Origin of the sequence: Dactylosporangium sp. NPDC000521, from assembly GCF_042898305.1 — a bacterium.
GTDB lineage: Bacteria > Actinomycetota > Actinomycetes > Mycobacteriales > Micromonosporaceae > Dactylosporangium.
Genome location: NZ_JBIAYW010000002.1, coordinates 269,304 through 291,527, shown reverse-complemented (window position 1 = coordinate 291,527; position 22,224 = coordinate 269,304). Strand labels below are relative to the sequence as shown.

The following is a 22,224-nucleotide window of genomic DNA, read 5'->3' as shown; positions in this document are numbered from 1 at the left end:
TCCCGGTTCGTACCATCGCGGCATGACGCAACCTGTGGGGGTGCTGCTCCGGGAATGGCGGGAGCGGCGCAGGCTGAGCCAGCTGGAGCTGTCGATCCAGGCGGAGATCTCGACCCGGCACCTGAGCTTCGTGGAGACGGGCCGCTCCAGGCCGACGAGCTCGATGATCCTGCGCCTCACCGAGCACCTGGACGTGCCGCTGCGGGACCGCAACGCGCTGCTGCTCGCCGGCGGCTACGCCCCCGCGTACCCGGAGGGCGGGCTCGACGCGCCGCAGCTGCGGGCGGTGCGGGCGTCGCTGCGGCAGGTGCTGGCCGGGCACGAGCCGTTCCCGGCCGTGGTGGTGGACCGGCGGTGGACGATGCTCGACGCCAACGCGCCCGTCGAGCGGCTGGTCGCCGGGGCGGCGCCGGAGCTGCTGAAGCCGCCGGTCAACGTGCTGCGCCTGTCCCTGCACCCGGACGGGCTCGCGCCGCGGATCGTCAACCTCGGCGAGTGGCGGGCGCACCTGCTGGGCCGGCTGGACCGCCAGGCCCGGGCCACCGGCGACCCGGCGCTGTCCGACCTGCTCGCGGAGCTGTCGGCGTACCCGGGCGACGACGCGGCTCCGGTGACACCCGCCGCGCACGACGTCGTGGTGCCGCTGCGGATCCGCCAGGACGGCGTCGAGCTGCGGTTCTTCAGCATCACCGCGGTGTTCGGCTCGCCGCTGGACGTGACCGTCGCCGAGCTCGCCATCGAGTCGTTCTTCCCCGCCGACGCCGCCACCGCCGCCGCGCTCGGCACGGCGCTCGGGGCCGCGTGACGGTGGCACGTTTCTGGGATTCGTGGGAGTGCGGCCGGCCGTAACGTCATATGCATCGCAAGGCCACACCGAAGAACTTCCCACACCAGAAGGAGCACCAGATGAGCGACTACGACGGCGGCACCGACTTCGGTCACGTCGAGACCGGCGAGAACCACGAGGCGCTGGACCAGCTGCACCAGGTCGACGCCAGCGAGAGCAACTACGACTCGCAGTTCGGCGTGTACGAGCAGGACCACGCCTCGGCCGAGAGCACCAGCTTCGACCAGGGCCACCAGGTGTCGTACACCGACGCGAGCGGCGCGACGTACCAGGAGTCGGACTTCACCTCCTACGACCACTCCGCCGCCGAGACCGACCACGTCTTCGCCGCCGAGGGCTCCGAGTCGGCGTCCTCGAGCGAGTTCCACGAGCTCGAGGCCCTGCAGGCCCGCCTGGACAGCGCGTTCGGTTCGGCGACCGAGCTGCACACCGGCGGCGGCCCGGCCATCGCGGGCAGCTGACCTCCGCACGGCAGAAGCTCCTGACGGTGTGGTTGACCGCGCCGGCCCTGGTTCAGCCCCTGGGGCCGGCGACCCACCAGAGCTGCACAGACCATCTACGCACTCGGTTGTTCGACTTCGTTCGGGTGTCCGGGACTGTCCGGACATTCCCGGCCGCCCGAACGAAGTCGGCCATCAGGGTGCGTTTTGGTGTTCATACGGTAAGAAACCTTGATCACACGGACGATCGACCAGACAATTCCCTCCATGGCGCGAATCGGGATCGGCGACGCCGTGGCGATCTGGCGGCACCGCCGCGACCGCCGCCGCAGGCAGCAACAGCAGCAGAACAACAACCAGCAGCGCCGCCGCAACCGCGACAGCGGCGACGGGTGCGACTGCGACGGCTGCGACTGCAACCCGTTCATGCTCGGCTCGCTGCTCAGCCTGATGGCGATCGCCGCACCCCGGCGGGCACCGCGCCGCACCACGACCGGCCCCGGCCGCGCGGGCGTCGCCGCGATCCGCGGCTACCAGCGCTGGCTGTCGCCGCACCTGCCGACCCACTGCCGGCACTTCCCGACCTGCAGCGACTACGGGTTGCAGGCCGTCCAGCGGTACGGGCTCGTCGAGGGCTCCCGGCTGACCGCGGCCCGCATCCGGCGCTGCAACCCGTCGACCCCGCACGGCACCAAGGACCCCGTGCCGTAAACCGCGCCGCCCGGCCCGACGACGACAGGCGATCCGAGGGTGCTGCCATATCCGGAGGCGGAGGTTTCGTCGTACACCGGCGAAACCCCGGAACCGGAACTGATCCGGGTGCTCGAACGGTGCGGCCGATTCCATGGACAATCAGAATGCATTTCGGAATGCGGCCGCTGACGCCTTGAAAAGCGCGCAACGTGGGCGTGTTAGGCTCCTGACCTGGACTGCCCCGCGGGTCTACCTAGAGAGTTGCGCATGAGCAATCACCGGTCCGTCGTCATCAACGGCGACCTCGGCAGTGGCAAGAGCACCGTTTCGGTGGAGCTCGCCGGCCGGCTCGGACTGCGGCGCATCAGCGTCGGCGACATGTACCGGCAGATGGCCGAGGAACGCGGCATGACCGCGCTCCAGCTCAACCTCCACGCCGAGCTCGACGACGCGATCGACAGCGCCGTGGACGAGCTGCAGAGCAACATCGCCAAGTCCGGCGAGCAGCTCATCGTCGACAGCCGGCTCGCGTGGTTCTTCTTCCACGACGCGTTCAAGGTGCACCTCATCACCGAGCCCAACGAGGCGGCCCGCCGCGTGCTCGCCCGCCCGCACAGCGAGGTGGAGCGCTACGCGACGCTGGAGGAGGCCAAGGAGCGCCTGCACGGGCGCAGCGAGAGCGAGCGGGTGCGGTTCCTGACCCGGTATGGCGCCGACAAGCTGCGCCTGCGCAACTACGACCTGGTCTGCGACAGCACGCGGGCGCGGCCGGACGACATCGTCGCGATGATCGTGGACGCCTTCGAGGGCCGCCTCGGCGGCGACATCCTGCGCGAGCGGCCGCCGCTGCTGCTGCTGGACCCGATGCGGATCTACCCGACCCGTCCGGTCGACTCCCTGGACTCGGTGGACGGCGCCTTCGTCGCCTCGATCGGCGACGCCGGGCCGGAGGCGCTGGAGCCGCTGACGATCGGGCACTCCGGGCCGGACTACTACGTCATCGACGGCCACCGCCGGCTCAGCGCCGCCGTGCAGAACGAGTTCCGTCTCGTGCCGGCCAGCCTGCTGGCGGAGGGCGAGGAGCCGGTGACCGCGCGGCTGAGCGCCAACGACTACTTCCGGGTGCACGTCACCGACGAGGTGGTCGCGGCGTGGCAGCATGCCCACAAGATCGAGCTTCCGGTACCTGCCCTGGTTGAGTAGGCCTACTCAGGCCTTTCGCCGTGGTGCGGACGAGACTCGTCCGCATGACAACACCAGTGCCCACGAAGACCACCACGGCGTTCTTCCTGCAGTCCGCGGTCTCGTTCGGGGTCGCGGTGGTCGGCCTCGGTATCGGCATCGCCTATCTGCCGGTCAACCAGTGGATGCGCGCGTTTCTCGCCATCGGGTTGCTCTACACCGTCACGTCGGCGTTCACCCTTGCCAAGTGCGTCCGCGACCACCAGGAGTCCACGGGCGTCGTCCAGCGGGTCGATCAGGCGCGCCTGGACAAGCTGCTGACCGATCACGATCCGTTCCGCGCTTAGCTCCTGTCCAACTTTTCGGACTTATCAGCTTTATCAGCTTTACCAGCGCTCCGGTCGCCGGCCGGGGCGCTGACGCATGGATGATCGGCTAAGTCACACCCCGCACGACTAGGCCAGACGGCTCAGCGGTTGTATGGTTCACCGCAACGCGGCGACCTTGACGACCGCCATCTCAAGCGCACGCACGATCGAGTGACCTGGACCACTCTCGGCGTCTGTCGATATGCCCGATCCGGGGCTATCGTGCCGCTTTTCAGTCGTACTATTTCTTAGGCATGACTTAAGAATGCCAAAGGTTGCCACGACGGCACTCCGGAGGGTTTCACTCCCCCGGCGAACCGTGGCATGCTTCGACCCGGCAAACAGTTACGCAAGGTTGTGAGCGACATACCGAGTGCCGATCTTGACGGCATTGCCGAAAATGAGTCACGCCCGGTTTCTCGCGGTACATAATGCAGTCGAAGGTAAGGAGCGGAATCACCAACCGACCATTCACGCCGAAAAGCTCCGACAGGCCTGAGGCCGCGTCGACTGACGGATGTCGACTGATCCGGGAGGATTCCCAGCACATGAGCACGCACGACAACGCTTCCATCAACCGCCGCCCGTTACGCCGCACGAGCGTGGGCGTCGCCGCCGTGGCACTCTTCGCCACCGGCGCGCTGACCGCCTGCAAGGACCTGCCGGCGACCGGCTCAGCGCCCCGCCCCTCGGCGAGTGCCGCGCAGCCCACCGGCTCGGCCACGGCCGGCACGGGCACCGCACCGTCGACCTCCGCCAGCCCCGTGGCGTCGCCGTCGAAGAGCGCCAGCACCTCCACCAGCGCCAAGCCGCCCGCGCCCGGTACCGGCGGCGGCGTGCCCGCGACGTACACGGTCGCCGGGTACCCGGCCGCGAACAACACCGGCTACCCGCAGGGCCTGCCGGGCGACACCCGCAAGAAGGTGACGCTGACGCCGTACACCGGCCCCATGACCATCACGGTCGCCGGCACCGTCATCGACGGCAAGGACATCAACGGCCACCTGGAGATCAAGGCCAAGAACGTGACGATCCGCAACAGCCGGATCCGCGTGGCCAACGTGCAGGCCGTGACCTCCACCGACGACAACGCCAACCTGCGCATCGAGGACACCGAGATCGACGGCCAGCTCAAGGACGCGTCGACCGGTGGTATCGCGCTCATCGGCCGCACCGGCTTCACCCTGCTGCGGGTCAATGCCCACGGCTCCGGCGACATCCTGCGCATCGACGGCCGCGGCACGGTCCAGGACTCCTGGCTGCACGACCCGGGCGGCACCGGCTCCGCCCAGCACAACGACGTCATCCAGTCGACGAACGCCATCTACATCCGCATCCTGCACAACCGCCTGGAGAACCAGCACACCCAGACGTCGTGCATCCTGCTGAAGGCCGACATCGGCTCCATCAACGACGTCGTGGTCGACAGCAACCTCATGAACGGCGGCGGCTACTCGTTCTACTGGTACGACGCCAACTACAAGATCACGAACGGCAAGGTCACGAACAACAAGTTCATGCGCCAGTCCGGCGGCGGCTTCTGGCCCAAGGGCGGCTACTACGGCACCCAGGCCTTCCAGGCGTCCCAGCTCCCCCAGTGGAGCAACAACACCTGGAACGACAACGGTCAGCAGATCAAGATGTGACCTGGCGGGACCATCAGGCAGGGGCGCGGCGCCATCCTCCGGCACCGCGCCCCTGCCTTTCGTCCGTTCCCATACGCATCCGGCGCCCCGCAAGCGGACAGCAACCCCATCCGCGCGACGTCAGCGACCGGGCCTGTTGCGCTGGTCATGAACCAACGACGGCGAGCGCAGCGCCAGCCGCCGGAGCGGCATGCACCGGTTGTGACGGTGTGGAGGCACCGAACGACGCCCTCGACGGCGCTGAACCATCCGAGAACGGCGCCCGGGGAACGCCACCGCGACCACGCCACCTGGCGCCCGCCCCCAGCCCCCTGCGGAAGACCCACGCTCCCTCCGCACACGGACATCACCGGGACAGCGAACGCCGGTCTCTCAGCCGAGCACCCTCGCCATCACCGTGATCGAAGGACAGCCCTGGCCGCCCGGACGACCACCAGACGACTTCGATCATCGAAGGCCACGACCACGATCGCTCCAAGGGGAACTACGACGGCAGGGACGGTGCTGCGACGAGAGCGCGTTGCACTGGTTCGTGAATCCAACGACGGCGCTGGACCATGTGAGGACGGCGGCCGGGGAACATCACCGCAACCACGGCACGGACGCTAACCACGCCACCTGGCGCCCGACTCCCAGGTCCGTACGAAAGACGCATGCTCCCTCCGTACACGGACAAGGCCACTGGGACAGCGAACGCCGGTCTCTCAGCCGAGCACCCTCGCCATCACCGTGATCGAAGGACAGCCCTGGCCATCCGCACGACCACCAGACGACTTCGATCATCGAAGGCCACGACCACGATCGCTCCAAGGGGAACTACGAACGCGCGGACGGTGCTGCGACGAGGGCTGGTTTGTGAAGCCAACAAGCACCGAATGACGCCCTCGACGGCGCTGGATCATGCGAGGACGGCGGCCGGGGAACATCACCGCTACCACGGCACGCACGGCAACCACGCCACCTGGCGCCCGGCCCCAGGCCGGGCGGAACGAACCCACCCACCGCGCTGGCCTGCCACTGCGAAATCCCACACGGATCGGCGAACCCGCACGCGGACAGCAACCACCAGAACCACGCCCGGCGAGCGCGGCGCCGCGGTCAGCAGCCGATACCCTCGCCATCGCCATGATCGAAGGACAGCCCTGGCCATCCGCACGACCACCAGACGACTTCGATCATCGAAGGCCACGACCGCGATCGCTCCGAAGGGGAACTATGAACGCGCGGACGGTGCTGCGACGACGGCTGGTTTGTGAAGCCAACAAGCACCGAATGACGCCCTCGACAGCGCTGGATCATGCGAGGACGGCGGCCGGGGAACATCACCGCGACCACGGCACGGACCGCAACCACGGCACCTGGCGCCGGCCCCAGGCCGGGCGGGAAGGACCCACCCACCGCGCTGGCCTGCCACTGCGAAATCCCACACGGATCGGCGAACCCGCACGTGGACGCCGGGAATCAGCGAACCGAGACCATGCAGGCCCCGCGACCGGGGCCCGACGGCGGAGGGGTCAGCTGGCGTTCTGCAGGCCGTTGACCTGGACCACGACCGACTCGGCGGCGGCGACGGCTTCGGCGGCGACCAGGACCTCGATGGCGGCCAACGGCTCGGCGGCGGCCAGGGTCTCGACGGCGGACCGGCGGCAGCGGCGGCGAACGGGCTGGGGAGCGGTGGCGACGACAGGCATGCCACCGGCGGCGCGCGCGACCAGTCCGACCTTCGCCAGGCCCGCGCCCACGAATGAGCGGCGGGGGTTGGTGAAGTCCTTGGCGTCTGCCCGGTCCGATCCTGCCGCCATCGCTGCGGGGGCCGCCGGCGCGGACCCGGCAGACGCCAGCGCGAGAGCCGGGACGGGAGCGGAGCGGCGGCGGAGGCGGCCGATGAAGCCGAGCAGCGGGGCGCCGGCGAGGAAGAGCAGCGCGGCGGCGGCCACCAGGACCAGGGGGAGCCAGGACGAGTCGGCGATGGCCTCGCCGCCGAAGTGGCCGAGGAGGGCGCCGTAGGTGGCCCAGAGGGTGGCGGCGACGACGTCGTACGAGGCGAAACGGCGGGTCGACATGCCGTTGCGGCCGGCGTAGATGGCGGTGATCATGCGGCCGGCCGGGACGAAGCGGCACAGGAGGACGGCCAGGAAGATGTGCTTGCGCATGGCTTCGTTGAGGCGCAGGGTGATCGCCCTGGGCTTGCGGCGGGCCAGGCGGTCGGGAGTGCCGGCGTCGCGGCGGGCCAGGCGGCGGCCGAGCAGGAACGCCAGGATGTCGCCGGAGACCGCGCCGAGGGCGCCCGCGGCGACGAGCAGCAGGAGCTGGACGTGGCCGGTGGTGGAGAGGATGCCGCCGCCGATCATCAGGGCCTGGGCCGGGACGACGGGGATGAACGCATCGACGGTGAGTAGGACGAGAATCGTGCCGTACAGGACGCCGGGAGCTGCCACCAGGTCCATGACCGCGTCTACCATGTCCCGCTCACCATGGTCCGCCCCCTACCCCGTCGTCAGTCGACCATTCCCCGTTGACCATGGCAACACGAATGCGCCCCATTCCATGCCCAACTGATGATGATTGTGTCGGGCGTCTCCTTAGAAACCGCTGAGAAACGCATACCCGCAGGTAGGAAGGGCGGGAAAAGCTAGCCGATGGTCTCGTCCAGGTAACACCAGCGCCAGAACTCGCCGGGCTCGATCGAGCACATGACCGGGTGGTGGGTGGTGAGGAAGTGCTGCGTGGCGTGCCGGCGCGGGGATGAGTCGCAGCACGCGACGTGCCCGCAGGTGAGGCACTGGCGCAGGTGAACCCAGTCAGTGAAGCCCATCTCGATACATTCCGGGCATCCCTCGACCTCCGGGACGTCCAGCTTCTCCGCGGCTTCGATGTGGGGGCAGGTCACAGATCTCCTCGCTCCAGCAGTGACTCTTCCAGGTCCATGTCGCGCTGCGCCTGGCGCAGCGTCTCCTCGGGGATCTTGCCGGTGTCGCGGGCCCGCCGGAAGACCTCACGCTCGGCGTTCAGCATCTCGCGCCGCAGGCGAGCGTACGCGGCGGACGGCGTTTCCCGGTCGGATCGGCCGAGACGCTCCCAGGCGAGGTTGGAGCGGCTGAGCGCCACCTGCCGCAGCCGCTCGACGACCCCGTCGGGCGCGTCGTCGGCGACCTCCTCCAGGCGGGCCTTGCCGGCCCGGCTCGCCTCGTGCTGCACCGACGCCTCGGCGAGCGCGTCCTCCTTCTGGTCGTCGCCGGGGACCTTCAGCCAGCGCGCCACGGTCGGCAGGGTCGCGCCCTGCAGCACCAGCGTCGCCACGATCACCCCGAAGGCCATGATCACGAAGAGTCCGCGCGGATAGGCGCCGGCCTGCTGCGCTGACGGCAGCGAGAGCGCCGCGGCGAGGGTCACCGCGCCGCGCATGCCGGCCCAGGAGATGACCGCGGGCGCCGCGAACGTGGGCGCTGGGTCGCGGCGGCGGACCCGTGGGATCAGCCGGGCGAGGTACACGGTGGGGAACAGCCACACGATCCGGGCGATGATCACGACCCCGACGACCGCGGCGAGGCAGCCGATCGTGAACCAGAACGACCGCTCGACCTGCTCGATGAGCGCACGCAGTTGCAGGCCGACGAGGAGGAAGACCGCCCCTTCGAGGAGGAACTTCACCATCCGCCAGAAAGCGTCCATCTGCAGCCGGGAGGCCGCGGACATGAGTGTCGGCATCTTATGGCCGAGCGCGAGGCCGGTGACGACGACCGCGACGACGCCGGAGGCGTGGATGCTCTCCGCCGGCAGGAACACCACCCACGGCGTGAGCAGCGAGATCGCGTTGTCGATGAGCGGGTTCTCGATCTTCTTGTGCACGAACCCGAGGACGATGCCGCCGATGATGCCGATGCCGACACCGCCGAGCACGGCGATCGACGCCGTCCGGGTGATCGACCAGGCGTCGACGGCCTCGCCGACCGCCGCGGCGACCGCCACCCGCAGCGTGACGAGGGCGGTCGCGTCGTTGATGAGGCTCTCGCCCTCCAGCACGGTGACGATCCGCCGCGGCAGGCCGATGCGGCGGGCGACAGCGGTGGCCGCGACGGCGTCGGGCGGCGCGACGACGGCACCGAGCGCGAAGCACATGGCCAGGGGCACCTGCGGCAGGAGCGCGTGGAGCGTGAAGCCGACGGCCGCGGCGGTGAAGAGGACCAGTCCGACCGCGAGCAGCAGGATCGGGCGAAGATTGAAGCGGAACGCGGGAACCGAGGTCTCCAGCGCTGCCACGTACAGGATGGGCGGCAGGATCCCGAGCAGCACCATCTCCGGGTCCAGCTCGATCTCCAGCACCCCGGGAATGAAGGAGATCCCGATCCCGACCAGCACCAGCAGGATGGGTGACAGCACACCGATGCGCCGGGCCACCACGGAGGTGGCGACGACGACAGCGATCAGTCCGACGATGTTCTCGAGCCCGTGCACGCCGCGAAGCCTATCCACAGGTAGGACGCAGCGGACATGTAGTGACGGCGGCCACTACGGCTGAGACACTGCCCCGCACGTGCACCAAGTCGTCAGGTAGGGAAGGATCGTCCCCATGTGTGCCGCGCGACAACTAGCCCACCCACCGGGAGGGTGTGCGCATGCCTGACGTCGGCACAACGGCTGATCTGCGCAACCGGCGCCTCGGCCTGCACGCGGGCGAGCGCATCCGGGTGCTGCTCGTCGAGGACGACCCCGGCGACGCGTTCCTGGTCCAGGAGCTGCTCGCGGAGGCCGACGCCCCGTTCGACGTCAGGGTGGCGCAGACGATGCGGGAGGCCCGGCCGCTGCTGCGCGAGGTGCACTGCGTGCTGCTCGACCTCGGGCTGCCCGACGCGAGCGGCCTGGACGGGCTGCGGCAGGTGCTGCACGACGCCGGCCGGGTCGCGGTGTGCGTGCTCACCGGCCTGGAGGACGAGCACCTGGGCACGGCGGCGGTCGCCGAGGGCGCACAGGACTATCTCGTCAAGGGCGCCGTCGACGGCACGGGTCTGTCGCGGGCCGTCCGATACGCGGTCGAACGCAAGCGGGCCGACGAGCAGGCCCAGCTGCTGCGCGAGTCGGAGCTGCGGCAGGCGGAGTCGGCCCGGCTCGAGCGCGGCCTGCTGCCCAAACCGATCATGGCGGGTGTACAGGCGGACCTGTGGTCCATCTACCGGCCCGGCCGCGACCGGGGGCTGCTCGGCGGCGACTTCTTCGACGCGATCGGCGCCGACGGCACCCACCTGCACCTGCTCATCGGCGACGTCTGCGGGCACGGCGTCGACGAGGCGCCGCTCGGGGTGGCACTGCGCGTCGCCTGGCGGGCGCTGGTCCTCGCCGGCGTGCCCGAGGACCACATCCTGGACTCGCTGGAGCAGGTGCTGGTGAGCGAGCGGCGCTCGGACGAGCTGTTCGCCACGGTCGCGGTCGCCACCGTCGACCTGGTCGAGGGCACCGCCCGGATCCGTCTCGCCGGCCACCCGCCCCCGATCCTGATCGCCGGCGACCGGGTGGAGCCGTGTGCCGTACGGCCAGGGCTCGTGCTGGGCGTGATGCCCGGCGTCCCGCGCCCGGCCACCGAGGTGCGCCTGGGTGCGCCCGGCTGGCAGCTCCTGCTGTACACCGACGGCCTCATCGAAGGCAGCGCCACCCCGGACGCGTCCGGCGGCGAACGCCTCGGCATCGAGGGGATCGTCGACGTCCTGAAGGACCCCGGCCGCGCGCTCCCCCGCGACCTGCCGGCCTGGCTCGCGGCGCAGGCCGAGGGCCACAACGGCGGGCCGCTGTCCGACGACATCGCCGTGCTGCTGCTGGACCCGAGGAGTTCGCGTTGAACCCCACCGGATGGTCGCTCTGGCACCGGATCATCACACTCTGCGCGGTCGTCGCGGGCCTGCTGGGGCTCATCGCCGTCAGCGCCACCGTCACCGCGGCCGCCAACCGGGCCGACACGACGAAGGTGATGGACCGGCTCACGCCCGCGCTGGTCAACACCGAGCAGCTGAACTCGCAGCTGCTGCGCCAGCAGACGAGCGCCCGCACGTTCCTGCTGACCGGCAGGGAGAGCGACCTCGACTCGTACAAGGCCGCGCAGCAGTCCGAGACGAAGATCCTCGCCGCCACCGAGCGGCTCCTCTCCGACGAGCCCGCCCTGCTCAGCGCCGTCCAGGACGTCGCGGCGGCGACCTCGCGGTTCCGGCGCGAAGTCACCGAACCGTTGATCGCGCAGACCCGCGCGGACGGCCCCAGCGCCGAACGCGCGACGCCGACCGACGCCTCGCGGGCCGTCTACACCGCGGCCTCGAGCCAGATCGACGCGTTGCGCAGCGGGCTGGCCACCCGTCGTGACACCGTCAGCGCCGAGGTCCGGTCCACCGGCAACGTGCTGATCGTGCTGCTCGTCTTCGCCGGGATCGTGATCATCTTCGCGGGCGTCGCGCTGGCGCTGCTCCTGCGGCGGCTGGTGACCCAGCCCGTGACCGCGCTCGCCGCCGAGGTGCGCATCGTCGCGGGCGGCAACTACGACCACGCGATCACCGGCGGCGGCCCCCCTGAGCTGGCCGCGCTCGCCGCCGACGTCGACACGATGCGCCGGCGGATCAACACCGAGCTGCGCGACGTCGTCGAAGCACGCCGGCTGGTCGAGGAGGCCAACCGGATGCTCGAGCAGCAGGCCGCGGAGCTGACCAGATCCAACCGCGACCTCGAGCAGTTCGCCTACGTCGCCTCCCACGACCTGCAGGAGCCCCTCCGGAAGGTCGCCTCCTTCTGTCAGCTGTTGCAGCGTCGGTACGCGAGGCAGCTCGACGAACGGGCGGACCAGTACATCGCCTTCGCCGTCGACGGCGCCCAGCGCATGCAACGGCTGATCAACGACCTGCTCGCCTTCTCCCGCATCGGCCGGCTCACCAGCGGCTTCTCCGACGTCGACCTCAACAAGGTCGTCGTCGACTCCGCCGAGCAGTTCGAGTCGCTGCGCGAGTCGACCGGTGCGGAGATCACCTTCGTCGAGCTGCCCGTCGTACGAGGGGAGGAACCGCTGCTCGGAGCCCTCTTCAGCAACCTCATCGGCAACGCGCTGAAGTTCCGCCACCCCGACCGCACCCCGCACATCCTCATCGACAGCCGGCAGGTCGGCGAGGAGTACGAGTTCAGCGTCGAGGACAACGGCATCGGCATCGAGCCCGAGTTCGCCGACAAGGTCTTCGTCATCTTCCAGCGCCTCCACGCGAAGGACGCCTACCCCGGCACCGGCATCGGCCTGGCGATCGCGAAGAAGATCGTCGAATACCACGGCGGCAGGATCTGGATCGACCCGTCGCAGACCGAAGGTACGCTGTTTCGGTTCACGCTTCCTGTCCCCGCGCCTGATCCCGCCGACCCTGCGCATTCGTCGTCATCTGCGCCTTCGTCGTCGTCTTCGCCTTCGTCGTCTTCGCCTTCGTCGTCGTCTTCGTCTTCGCCTTCGTCTTCGTCTTCGTCATCGCCTGAGGAGTCCGTTCAATGACCGCACCCAGGGAGTCGTCCCTGCCCATCGAGGTGCTCCTGGTTGAGGACGACCCGGGCGACGTGCTGATGACGCAGGAGGCGTTCGAGGAGCACAAGGTCCGCAACAAGCTCAACGTCGTCCAGGACGGCGAGGAGGCCCTGGCCTACCTGCGCCGCGAGGGCCCGCACGCGGACGCCTCCCGGCCCGACCTCATCCTGCTGGACCTCAACCTGCCCCGCGTCGACGGCCGCCAGGTCCTGCAGGCCATCAAGGAGGACCCGGACCTGCGCCGCATCCCCGTGGTCGTGCTGACCACCTCGCAGGCCGACGAGGACATCCTGCGCAGCTACTCCCTGCACGCGAACGCCTACGTGACGAAGCCGGTCGACTTCGACAGCTTCATCGCCGTCGTCCGCCAGATCGACGAGTTCTTCGTCAGCGTCGTGAAGCTCCCCCCACGGGGGTGACCTCACCTCGCCACCCTCGGGGCCGCGGCCCTGTTGCCTGACGTTCGACTCCACCACTTCGGCGCGGTGGTCCGGCTCGGCGTCGCGACCTGGGCGGTTCGACCCAGCCGGCGGGCGGGCTGGTGTTCCGACCCGGCTCAGCGGCCGGGCCGGAACGCTCGGAGTGCGTCAGGCGGCGTCTGCGACCTTGGCCACCTTCGCCAGCAGCAGGGCCTCGGCGACGCAGACCCGCTCGAACTCGCCCAGGTGCAGGCTCTCGTTGGGCCCGTGCGCCCGGGTGCTCGGGTCCTCGACGCCCGTGACCAGGATCGCGGCCTTCGGGAACATCTCCTGGAACGTCGCGATGAACGGGATCGACCCGCCCACGCCCATGTCGACCGGGCTCACGCCGTCCCACGCCTCGGTGAACGCCTGGCGGGCCGCCTCGTACACCGGCCCGGTCGCGTCGATCACGCACGGCTCACCGAGCTGCTCGAGCGTCACCGTCACCTTCGCGCCCCAGGGCACGTGCCGCTCCAGGTGGGCGACCATCGTGTCGTACACCCGCTGCGCCGAGTCACCGGGCGCGATCCGCACACTGAACTTGGCCTTCGCGGCCGGGATCAACGCGTTGGGTGCGCCTTCCGTGGCCGGCGCGTCGATGCCGAGGATCGAGATCGCCGGCCGCGTCCACAGGCGCTCGACCAGCCGCCCGCTGCCGATGAACTGAACCCCGTCGATCATGCCGGCCTCCTCGCGGAACCGGTCCTCGGGGTAGTCCAGCGGCGCCGACTGCGTGCTGACCAGGCCTTCCACCACGACGTCGCCCGCATCGTCGTGCAGCGTCGAGATCAGCCGGGACAGGGTGATCAGCGCGTCGGGCACGGCACCGCCGAACATGCCGCTGTGCACGGCCTGCTCGAGCACCCGCACCTCGAAGAACCCGTTGACGATGCCCCGCAGCCCGGTCGTCAACGCCGGCTGCCCGACGTCCCAGTTGCCCGAGTCCGCGATCACGATCACGTCCGAGGCGATCTCGTCGCGGTGCTCGCGCAGCAGGTCCTCCAGCGACTCGGAGCCGAACTCCTCCTCGCCCTCGATGAACAGCACCACGCCGACCGGCAGGTCGTCTCCGAACGCGCGCAGCGCCGCGATGTGCGCCATGACGCCGGCCTTGTCGTCGGCGGTGCCGCGCCCGTACAGGCGGCCGTCGCGCTCCTCGGGCTCGAACGGCTCGCTCAGCCACTGCGAGCGGTCGCCGATCGGTTGGACGTCGTGGTGCGCGTAGAGCAGCACCGTCGGCGCTCCGGGCGGCGCGGGCCTGCGACCCAGCACCGCCGGCTGCCCACCCTTCCGGACCAGCCGCACATCCGGAATTCCGGCGCCACGCAGGAGCTCCGCCACCGCTTCGGCGGAGCGCTCGACGTGGCTGTGGTCAAACCCCGTGAACGCGATGCCTGGGATGCGCACGAGCCGCTCCAGATCGGCGCGGACCCCTGGCATCTCCCGCCGGATCGCGGCGCGGAGCTCTTCTTCGGTGAGCACTGTCATACCCGGGAACTTACTGCGCCGACTGATCGTCTGTGCCGTTGGACCCGTTTCCGCGCATCCAGCCGCGCATCTTGCCCGCGCCGGCGCCGACCCAGTCGCCGACCTCCGACGCCCCGTCGCCGAGCTTGCGCAGCAGCGACACCAGCGGGTCCTGCGACCGTGAGAACGCCTCCCGGTACGACGCGGCCGCAGCCTTGATCTCGTCGCTGACCGACGCGTCCTTGTCGTCGGCGCGACGCGGATAGTCGCCGCCGAGGATGCGCTGGTACTCCCCGCGGTCGATCCACGCCCGGACCTCGGCGGCGCGCGCCACCGGCATCGGGTGCGACCGCGCCGTCACCATCCGGATCTTGATCAGGCTGTCCCGCAGGTCACCGGCCCGCTCGAACTCCGCGGCCTGCTCCAGGAACGCGGTCGTGTCGACCTCGGACAGGTCACCGCCGCCGGCCAGCTTCATCGACAGCCGCAGCGACGCCGCCGGGTCCTGGCACGCGAGCAGCCCGGCCCGGTCCGCGGACAGCTCGGCCTTGCGCCACCACTCCATGAGGGCGGCCACGATCGCCCGCAGCACCATCGACCCGACCGGCAGCCACGCGAGCCGCACCGCCCAGTCCGTCAGGATCAGCACCATCGTGCGGTACACCGCGTGCCCGCTCACCAGGTGCCCCAGCTCGTGCCCGAGCAGGCAGCGCAGCTCCTCGTCGTCGAGCAGTTCCAGGCAGCCCCGGTTGATCACGATGAACGGCTTCGACATGCCGATGCACATGCCGTTGATCGAGCGGTCGCTGTGCACGTACAGCTCGGGCAGGTCGGCGATGTCGAGCGACGCGGCGGCCTCCGCCATCAGCCGGTGCACCCGCGGGAACTGCCGATGGTCGACGCGGATCGCGTTGCCGAGGAACTCCAGCCGCCACGCCCGCTCGTTCCACAGGGCGTGCAGCGACTTCAGCGCGTCGTCGAACCCGCGCAACTCCCGCAGCGCCACCAGGGCGCCCCTGTCCGCCGGGTGCTCCCACGCCCGGGAACTGATCCCGGTCAGCACCACCCGCCGGCGTTGCACGTCGTTCGTGGTCATTCGCTCCGCCTCCCCGTCGCATCCGGATCGTGTCCGGCCGCCTTCCGGATCGTCCCGCACCTGCGCAACGCCCGTCTACCCGCCCGCGAGGATGAAGTACTCATTCTGCGGGTCGTGCTCCTCGCCCGGCGCCCCGTCGACGTGCACGTCGATGCTCTGCGGCGCCGTGCCCTCACCGAAGAACCGGTCCTCGTCGGCCATCCACCGCTCCCACTGCGGCCGTAACGCCTCGCCGTCGCGGATCAGCCCCCGCTCCAGCCGCAGCTCCCGCGGCGCGTGGACGCACACGGCGAGGGTCAGGTCCTGCACCCCCGCGCTGCCGACCCCCTCGACGACCAGCACGTCCGGCCGCCGTAACGGCTCCCATTCGTCGCGCAGCCGCTCCCGCACCCAGTCGTACCGCCGGTATCGCGCGTCCTCACCCGCCTTGAACGGCGCGAACACCCACCGCTCCAGCCTAGGCCGCCACGCCTCCAGCTCCGCCCACCCATCCAGGAAGTCGTCGGTGTGCAACTCGGCGACGTCCACGCCGGCGTGCCGCAACGCCCGCGCCAGCCGTCCCGCGAACGTGGTCTTCCCCGACCCCGCCCGTCCGTCGACCGCCACGAGCCGCACTTCACCGAGGCGCGCCTGCCGGCCGAGGATCTCCTTCGCCAGCGCGCTGTACGTGCCGATGCCCCTGTCGGCGGCGCTCATGACACCCCCAGACCCGCCGTGGCACGTCCGCCTTCCGTCCCGCCGTCGGCCACACCCTCGCTCCCGCCGTCGGTCCCGTCGTCGCTCTTGCCGTCGGTCGCGTCGTCGCTCCTGCCGTCCGTCCCGCCCTCGCTCCTGCCGTCCGTCCCGCAGTCCGTCCCGCCGTCGCTCCTGCCGTCCGTCCCGCCGTCGCTCCTGCCGTCCGTCGCACCGTCGCTCCCGTCCGTCGCGGCGGCCGGCGACCTCGGGACGTCGCCGGACGGCACCAGCGCGGGCTCGTCGCGGGGCGTCTTCGGGGCGGTCGCCGACAGGCCTGGGACGACGGTCGGCAGGCCGCCGGGTGCGCCACCCTCGATCAGCCGCCACAGCGCCTCCGTGTCGAGGTGCTCCTCGACCAGGTCACCCAGCACGTCGACGGTCCGCTCCCGCAGCGCCGCGAACGACGTGTCCGGCGCGACCTGGAACCCGTGCCGACCGGCCAGGCGCGCGGCCTCGGTCAGGAACGCCCGCCGGAACCCGTCGGTCTCGAACGCTCCGTGCCAGTGCGTGCCGAACACATTGCCGGACACGACGCCCTCACCCGTGCCGTCGGCCAGTCGGATCAACGGCGTCAGGCCTTCCGCCGCCCGGCTCACCACCCCATGGTGGATCTCGTACCCCCGCACCGGCTGCGACCCGAGCCCCGTGCCGGCCACGCGTCCGAGGGTCTTGCGGTCTGCGAACGTGACCTCCACCGGCAGCAACCCCAGCCCCGGCACCGCGCCGCGGCGGCTCTCCACGTCGTCGAAGATCCGCTCGGACAGCATCTGGAACCCACCGCAGATCCCGAGCACCGGCCGGCCGGACGCCGCGTGGGCCAGCACCGCGTCCGCCAGACCCCGCTCCCGCAGCCACTGCAGGTCGTCCACAGTGGACTTGCTGCCCGGCAGCACGACCAGGTCCACGTCGGCGAGGTCGGCGGGCTCGACCGTGAGCCGCACCTGCACGCCCGGCTCGGCGGCGAACGCCTCGGCATCGGTGGCGTTGGACACCCTCGGCAGGCGGACCACGGCGACCCGCAGCCACTGCCCGCCACGCGGCGCCGCGGGCCGGCCGAGGACCCGCCCGTCATACGCCAGCGAGTCCTCGCCGTCGAGCCACAGCTCGGTGGACCAGGGCACCACCCCGAGCGTCGGCCGCCCGGTCAGCTCCGTGAGCGAGTCGACGCCCGGCTGGAGCAGCCCCGAGTCCCCGCGGAACTTGTTGATCACGAAGCCTGAGACGAGCGCCTGGTCCTCGGCGTCGAGGAGAGCGAGCGTGCCGTACAGCGCGGCGAACACCCCTCCCCTGTCGATGTCGCCGACCACGATGACGGGCAGGTCCGCCGCCCGGGCGAGGCCCATGTTGGCCAGGTCGCCGGCCCTCAGGTTGATCTCGGCGGGGCTCCCGGCGCCCTCGCAGATCACCACCTCGTGCTTGGCCCGCAGCTCGCGCAGCGTCTCCAGCACCGTGCCGCGCAGCCGGTCCTTGATCTCGTGATAGTTCCGGGCGCCGATGTACCCCGTCGCCTGCCCGAGGACGACGACCTGACTCTGCCGGTCGGAGCCCGGCTTGAGCAGCACCGGGTTGAACCTGACGCTCGGCTCCAACCCGCACGCATACGCCTGCAGCGCCTGTGCCCGGCCGATCTCACCACCGTCCACCGCGATCGCCGAGTTGTTGGACATGTTCTGCGCCTTGAACGGAGCGACGTCCACGCCCCGCCTGCGCAGCCAGCGGCAGATCCCCGCGGTGAGCATGCTCTTGCCCGCGTCAGACGTCGTGCCGGCAACCAGGAGCCCACTCACGCCGTCACCGCCGCCACGCTCCAGCACCGGCGCGAACCAAGCACCACACCCACGGCCCGCTGCCCTCCGCTCCACTCCCGGTCGCTCACGCCATCGCCTCCGCCACGCTCCAGTGCCGCCGCGAGCCAGACGCCGTACCCACGGCGTGCAGCCCCCCACTCCACTCCCGGTCGCTCACACCATCACCTCCGCCATGCCCGTACACCCCGCGAGCCCAGCTATCACACCCACGGCGCGCAGCCCTCCGCCTCGCTTCCGACCACTCATGCCACACCCACGTCCCGGCCCGCGCCCCGCGGCCCGGCACCGGTCGACTTGGCGCGGCGGTTTGCGGTGCGGCGGCCCGCGCTGCCTGCCCGGAGCGCGCACGCGAGTCCTAAAGCCGCCGCGCCGACGACCACGGACAAGGTCGCGGCCCGGCGGACGTCACGCGGGGCGGGTGGCCTGCCGTCGCCGAGGTGCGGCCTGTGCTCGACCCGGGACCCGTACACGTTGCGGCCGCCCAGCCGAATCCCCAGCGCGCCCGCGGCGGCCGCCTCGCACTGCCCCGAATTCGGGCTCGGGTGCCGGCCTCCGTCGCGCAGCCACACCCGCAGTGCCTCGCCGGGCCGCCCTCCGACAGCCGGCGCCGCGGCGACCGTCAGCGCCGCCGTCACCCTCGACGGCACCAGGTTGGCCAGGTCGTCGAGGCGCGCCGAGGCGGTGCCGAACCTCGCATACCGAGCCGACCGGTGACCGACCATCGCGTCCAGGGTGTTGACCGCCCGATACCCGACGATGCCCGGCAGCCCCGCGACCGCGCCCCAGAACAGCGGGCCGACGACGGCGTCCGACGTGTTCTCCGCGACGGACTCCACCGTCGCTCGGGCCAGCTCGGGCGCACCGAGCGCGGACGGATCCCTCCCGCACAGGTTCGGCAGCTGCGCTCGCGCGGACTCCAGGTCGCCGCCGTCGAGCCGGTCGGCCATCACCCGTCCCTCCCGCGCGAGGCTCGTGCCCCCCAACGCGGCCCAGGTCGCACCGGCCACCATCAGCGTGCGGGCGATCGGCTTCCGCCTGGTCAACCAGGTCGCCGCCGCGGCTACCAGTACAGGAGCACCCACGGCGACAAGAGTGAACCGTGCTCCCGCGGCCCGGTCGTCGGCATAGGTGCGCCGCTCGACCGCTCCCGCGAACCGCCCGAACCCCGCGACAGGGTGCCACCTGCGCGGATCGCCGAACACGGCGTCCAGCACACCGCCCAGCAACATCCCGATCGCGTCGGCGTGGAGTCTTCGAATCACCATGGGCGGGACACTACCGACCCCCACCGACAATTTTTTCCGGCGGCCCGGCGACGCACTAGCAAGCAAATGGTGCGAAAACAAGAGCTTGTCTCACATCCGTCAGCGTCCTACTTTGCATGCGTGCAGCCCATGCTCCTCCCCGTTCTCGTGCCGCTTCGCGACATCCGTCGCGAGGATGTGCACGCGCCCGTGGTCGACGAGTTCCTGGGTGGCCTCGGGGTCGGTTACAGCTACGGTCCGCCGTACGGGCAGCGCCTCGTCACCTGGGCCGACCTGCAGCGCATGGAGATGCCCCGCCGGATGCTGCGCCGCCAGGCCGCGCACAACCTCGACCACCGGCTCGGTGCCGCGCAGGTCCACGGGCAGCCGCCCGCCCTGATGCTCCAGTTCGACGGGGTCGCCTCGACGCTGCTGCTCGCCGAGCCGTTCTGGGCAGGTCTGGAGCGTGCCGTGCCCGGTGAGCTCGTGGTCGGCGTGCCGGCGCGGGACGTCGTGATCGTGACCGGCTCTCAATCTCCGCCCGGGCTCGCGAAGGTCCGGCGCGCGATCGACAGGATCTTCTTCGCCGGCGACCCGCACCTGCTGTCGCGCAAGTTGCTGGTGCGCCGCCGCGGGGTCTGGGAAGTGTTCACCTCGAACCTCGCCCATGCGGCCTTCTGAGGTGTACGGGCAGCGCTTAGCAGATCATCGGGGCTGACGCGCGCCTGTCCACAAGCGGTCGGTTATCCACAGATCTGGCGTCGGCCGCGAGCGGGGCAGGACCGATCTGACCGATGCTCCCTCCCGAGTCCTTAACACGGGAGGGAGACGGACATGAACGAGACGACGATGACCATCGTCGGCAACGTGCTCAACGAGCCTGACTGCCGTCGGCTGGAAGAGAGCAAGGCGATGGTCGCGCACTTCAAGGTCGCCGCCACGACACGGCGCTACGACCGCAGCGAGGGGCAGTGGGTCGACGGCGACCAGCTCCGGCTGCGTGTCACCTGCTGGCGCCAGCTCGCGGAGAACGTGGTCCGCAGTGTCCACGTCGGCGACCCGGTGATCGTCACCGGCAGGCTGTCGAGCCGCAACTGGGAGACCGACGACCACGCCAAGCGGGTGGCGTACGAGCTGGAGGCCACCTCCGTCGGCCACGACCTGGCCCGCGGCCGGGCGAAGTTCGCCCGGGTCAAGGCCAACACGGCGACCAGCTCGATCGACGACGAGCTGTCGGACGCCCGCATCGCGGGCCAGCCGAGCACACCGGTGGCGGCGATCAACGCACTGCCGCGGCAGCGCGACTACGACGCCGAGCTCGGCGGCTTCGTCACCACCATGGCGGAGCCGGCGGACGCCGACCGGGACCCGTTCGCGGAGGACGTCCTGACCGAGCTCGACAACGCGATCAGCGCCGCCTTCGACGGCGCGACGTTCGCCACGATGGAAGGCTTCACCGCGCCTGACAACGCGGCGGAGCTGACGACCGGTGCCGAGGCGGCGGAGCCCCCGGCGGTTTCCGACTCGGAGGACGACGGGGGCGAAGGGTCCTCGGCCGGGGACGACGAGACCTCGGCGGACGGGCCTGAGGAGCCGAGCGGCGCCCGGCGCCGGCGCAACCGGGGCAAGGTGCCGGTTCCCGCCTGACGGGCCAGGTGGGTCGCGGCACCGAGGCATCCGGCGCCACGACCCACCGCCGGCGCCGCCGTGAACGACCATGCGGACCGGTCAGGAGCGCGCTGCGTAGGCGGACGCGGCGAGCAACCTGGCCGGTGCGCACGGCCGTGGGCCGGCGCGGTGGGGAACTGGCGGTGGGGACTGTCGCGCGGGCAGGCGCGGCAAGCGACCTGACCGGTGAGCACCGCCATGAGTCGACCAGGCATGGAACGGGCCGATGGAGCACGTCGCGCGGATGGAACCGGCGAGTGGCTGGCTGTTAGGGATGGTGGTGGGCTGACCTGGCAAGGGGCTGGCTGGTGAGGCCAGCGGTAGGCGGACCTGGCGAGGGTCTGGCCTTGCGCACCGCTTTGGACCAGCCTGAGCACGATGCTGAGCGCGGTCAGCGAGACCAGGCCAAGCACGACCGGGACCAGCCGGGTCACGGACAAGATCAGGCCAAGCGCGTGCGGGACCGGCCAGAGCATGGACGAGACCGGGCGAAGCGCGTCGCGACCCGGCCAGTGGATGGGCGGAGCCCGGCCGAGGGCGCTCGGGACCGGCCTGGGGTGCGGAGAAGCGAGCGTCTCAAGCGCCGTCGGGGGCCGGCCGAGCACGGCGGAGAGCAGCGTCAGTGCGCGCATGCGTCAGGTGGAGTGGCTGCGGGTAGTGGGCTGTGGGGTGGACCCTTTGGGAAGGGTCCGAACGACCCGAAGCGTGATCCTGTCGCCACCCGGAGCGAAACGGGCGGCGCGACAAGGGAACCCGCTTGTGTCGGAAGGCGAGGAATGTTGTCCTGAGAACGTCGATTTGGCTCCCCACAAGCGAATCCTTCGCTGCAGGCGGTAGCCTGTCCGACGACATGCGCTCGTAGCTCAGCGGATAGAGCAGGGGACTTCTAATCCCAAGGTCGTAGGTTCGATCCCTACCGGGCGCACCAACTTCAGCGCTGCTCAGGCGCCTGTTCGGTCTCTACGACCGGAGAGGCGCCCACGGGTGTGGGCATCGCCGCGCGCCGGAGCCGGCCAGGAAGTGCGGCGATCATCT

The 22,224-nt window shown here is 70.7% G+C and carries 18 protein-coding genes, 1 tRNA gene and 1 pseudogene; 12 read left to right on the top strand and 8 right to left on the bottom strand.

Annotation, left to right across the window (positions count from 1 at the left end):
• The first annotated feature begins 22 nt into the window (after positions 1 to 22).
• The 6 genes from ACFY3L_RS07090 (at position 23) to ACFY3L_RS07065 (ending at position 5,176) form a co-directional block, all read left to right on the top strand.
• Entirely contained in the window at positions 23 to 805 is a 783-nt protein-coding gene (locus ACFY3L_RS07090; protein WP_389319564.1) for a helix-turn-helix domain-containing protein, read from the top strand.
• 101 nt (positions 806 to 906) lie between these two features.
• Positions 907 to 1,308 carry a hypothetical protein gene (locus ACFY3L_RS07085; protein ID WP_389319563.1) on the top strand — a complete coding sequence of 134 codons (402 nt, stop codon included), beginning with the start codon at positions 907 to 909 and terminating at the stop codon, positions 1,306 to 1,308.
• Positions 1,309 to 1,554: 246 nt separating this feature from the next.
• Positions 1,555 to 1,998, top strand: coding sequence for a membrane protein insertion efficiency factor YidD (yidD, locus tag ACFY3L_RS07080; protein WP_389319561.1), 444 nt, complete (start codon positions 1,555 to 1,557; stop codon positions 1,996 to 1,998).
• Positions 1,999 to 2,247: 249 nt separating this feature from the next.
• Positions 2,248 to 3,183 carry an AAA family ATPase gene (locus ACFY3L_RS07075; protein ID WP_389319559.1) on the top strand — a complete coding sequence of 312 codons (936 nt, stop codon included), beginning with the start codon at positions 2,248 to 2,250 and terminating at the stop codon, positions 3,181 to 3,183.
• A gap of 44 nt (positions 3,184 to 3,227) precedes the next feature.
• Positions 3,228 to 3,509, top strand: coding sequence for a YiaA/YiaB family inner membrane protein (locus ACFY3L_RS07070; protein ID WP_389319558.1), 282 nt, complete (start codon positions 3,228 to 3,230; stop codon positions 3,507 to 3,509).
• A 569-nt stretch (positions 3,510 to 4,078) separates the two neighbouring features.
• Positions 4,079 to 5,176 (top strand): hypothetical protein, encoded by a 1,098-nt coding sequence (locus ACFY3L_RS07065; RefSeq protein WP_389319556.1) that lies wholly within the window; start codon positions 4,079 to 4,081, stop codon positions 5,174 to 5,176.
• Positions 5,177 to 6,690: 1,514 nt separating this feature from the next.
• Here ACFY3L_RS07065 and ACFY3L_RS07060 read toward each other — a convergent pair.
• The 3 genes from ACFY3L_RS07060 to ACFY3L_RS07050 form a co-directional block, all read right to left on the bottom strand.
• Positions 6,691 to 7,638, bottom strand: coding sequence for a DedA family protein (locus ACFY3L_RS07060; RefSeq protein WP_389319554.1), 948 nt, complete (start codon positions 7,636 to 7,638; stop codon positions 6,691 to 6,693).
• A 170-nt stretch (positions 7,639 to 7,808) separates the two neighbouring features.
• Positions 7,809 to 8,066: a UBP-type zinc finger domain-containing protein gene (locus ACFY3L_RS07055; RefSeq protein WP_389319552.1), complete on the bottom strand. Its 258-nt coding sequence runs from the start codon at positions 8,064 to 8,066 to the stop codon at positions 7,809 to 7,811.
• The gene (locus tag ACFY3L_RS07050) at positions 8,063 to 9,631 is read right to left on the bottom strand and encodes a Na+/H+ antiporter (protein ID WP_389319550.1); all 1,569 of its coding nucleotides are present in this window, start codon (positions 9,629 to 9,631) and stop codon (positions 8,063 to 8,065) included. The genes ACFY3L_RS07055 and ACFY3L_RS07050 overlap by 4 nt, the downstream gene beginning before the upstream one ends.
• 161 nt (positions 9,632 to 9,792) lie before the next feature.
• On the opposite strand from ACFY3L_RS07050, the gene ACFY3L_RS07045 reads away from it, so the two are divergent.
• From ACFY3L_RS07045 to ACFY3L_RS07035, 3 genes are read left to right on the top strand one after another with little or no spacing between them, the layout of a single operon-like run.
• Positions 9,793 to 11,007 carry a PP2C family protein-serine/threonine phosphatase gene (locus ACFY3L_RS07045; protein ID WP_389319548.1) on the top strand — a complete coding sequence of 405 codons (1,215 nt, stop codon included), beginning with the start codon at positions 9,793 to 9,795 and terminating at the stop codon, positions 11,005 to 11,007.
• Positions 11,004 to 12,680: an ATP-binding protein gene (locus tag ACFY3L_RS07040; RefSeq protein WP_389319546.1), complete on the top strand. Its 1,677-nt coding sequence runs from the start codon at positions 11,004 to 11,006 to the stop codon at positions 12,678 to 12,680. The genes ACFY3L_RS07045 and ACFY3L_RS07040 overlap by 4 nt, the downstream gene beginning before the upstream one ends.
• Positions 12,677 to 13,129 carry a response regulator gene (locus ACFY3L_RS07035; protein WP_389319544.1) on the top strand — a complete coding sequence of 151 codons (453 nt, stop codon included), beginning with the start codon at positions 12,677 to 12,679 and terminating at the stop codon, positions 13,127 to 13,129. The genes ACFY3L_RS07040 and ACFY3L_RS07035 overlap by 4 nt, the downstream gene beginning before the upstream one ends.
• Before the next feature lie 168 nt (positions 13,130 to 13,297).
• On the opposite strand, the gene ACFY3L_RS07030 is transcribed toward ACFY3L_RS07035, so the two are convergent.
• The 5 genes and pseudogenes from ACFY3L_RS07030 to ACFY3L_RS07010 form a co-directional block, all read right to left on the bottom strand.
• Positions 13,298 to 14,659: a dipeptidase gene (locus ACFY3L_RS07030; RefSeq protein ID WP_389319543.1), complete on the bottom strand. Its 1,362-nt coding sequence runs from the start codon at positions 14,657 to 14,659 to the stop codon at positions 13,298 to 13,300.
• 10 nt (positions 14,660 to 14,669) lie between these two features.
• Positions 14,670 to 15,734, bottom strand: coding sequence for a M48 family metallopeptidase (locus ACFY3L_RS07025; RefSeq protein WP_389319541.1), 1,065 nt, complete (start codon positions 15,732 to 15,734; stop codon positions 14,670 to 14,672).
• Between the two features lie 75 nt (positions 15,735 to 15,809).
• Positions 15,810 to 16,430: a uridine kinase gene (locus tag ACFY3L_RS07020; protein WP_389319539.1), complete on the bottom strand. Its 621-nt coding sequence runs from the start codon at positions 16,428 to 16,430 to the stop codon at positions 15,810 to 15,812.
• Between the two features lie 185 nt (positions 16,431 to 16,615).
• A pseudogene (locus ACFY3L_RS07015) lies at positions 16,616 to 18,208 on the bottom strand (cobyric acid synthase); the annotation flags it as partial.
• Positions 18,209 to 18,519: 311 nt separating this feature from the next.
• Complete coding sequence (locus tag ACFY3L_RS07010; RefSeq protein WP_389319537.1) at positions 18,520 to 19,542, bottom strand: cobalamin biosynthesis protein; 1,023 nt, start codon at positions 19,540 to 19,542, stop codon at positions 18,520 to 18,522.
• 120 nt (positions 19,543 to 19,662) lie between these two features.
• On the opposite strand from ACFY3L_RS07010, the gene ACFY3L_RS07005 reads away from it, so the two are divergent.
• The 3 genes from ACFY3L_RS07005 (at position 19,663) to ACFY3L_RS06995 (ending at position 22,117) form a co-directional block, all read left to right on the top strand.
• Positions 19,663 to 20,202 (top strand): hypothetical protein, encoded by a 540-nt coding sequence (locus ACFY3L_RS07005; RefSeq protein WP_389319535.1) that lies wholly within the window; start codon positions 19,663 to 19,665, stop codon positions 20,200 to 20,202.
• 153 nt (positions 20,203 to 20,355) lie between these two features.
• On the top strand, positions 20,356 to 21,168 hold the full coding sequence (gene ssb, locus ACFY3L_RS07000) for a single-stranded DNA-binding protein (protein ID WP_389319533.1): 813 nt from the start codon (positions 20,356 to 20,358) through the stop codon (positions 21,166 to 21,168).
• A gap of 873 nt (positions 21,169 to 22,041) precedes the next feature.
• Positions 22,042 to 22,117 (top strand) — tRNA-Arg (locus ACFY3L_RS06995).
• Positions 22,118 to 22,224: the final 107 nt, after the last annotated feature.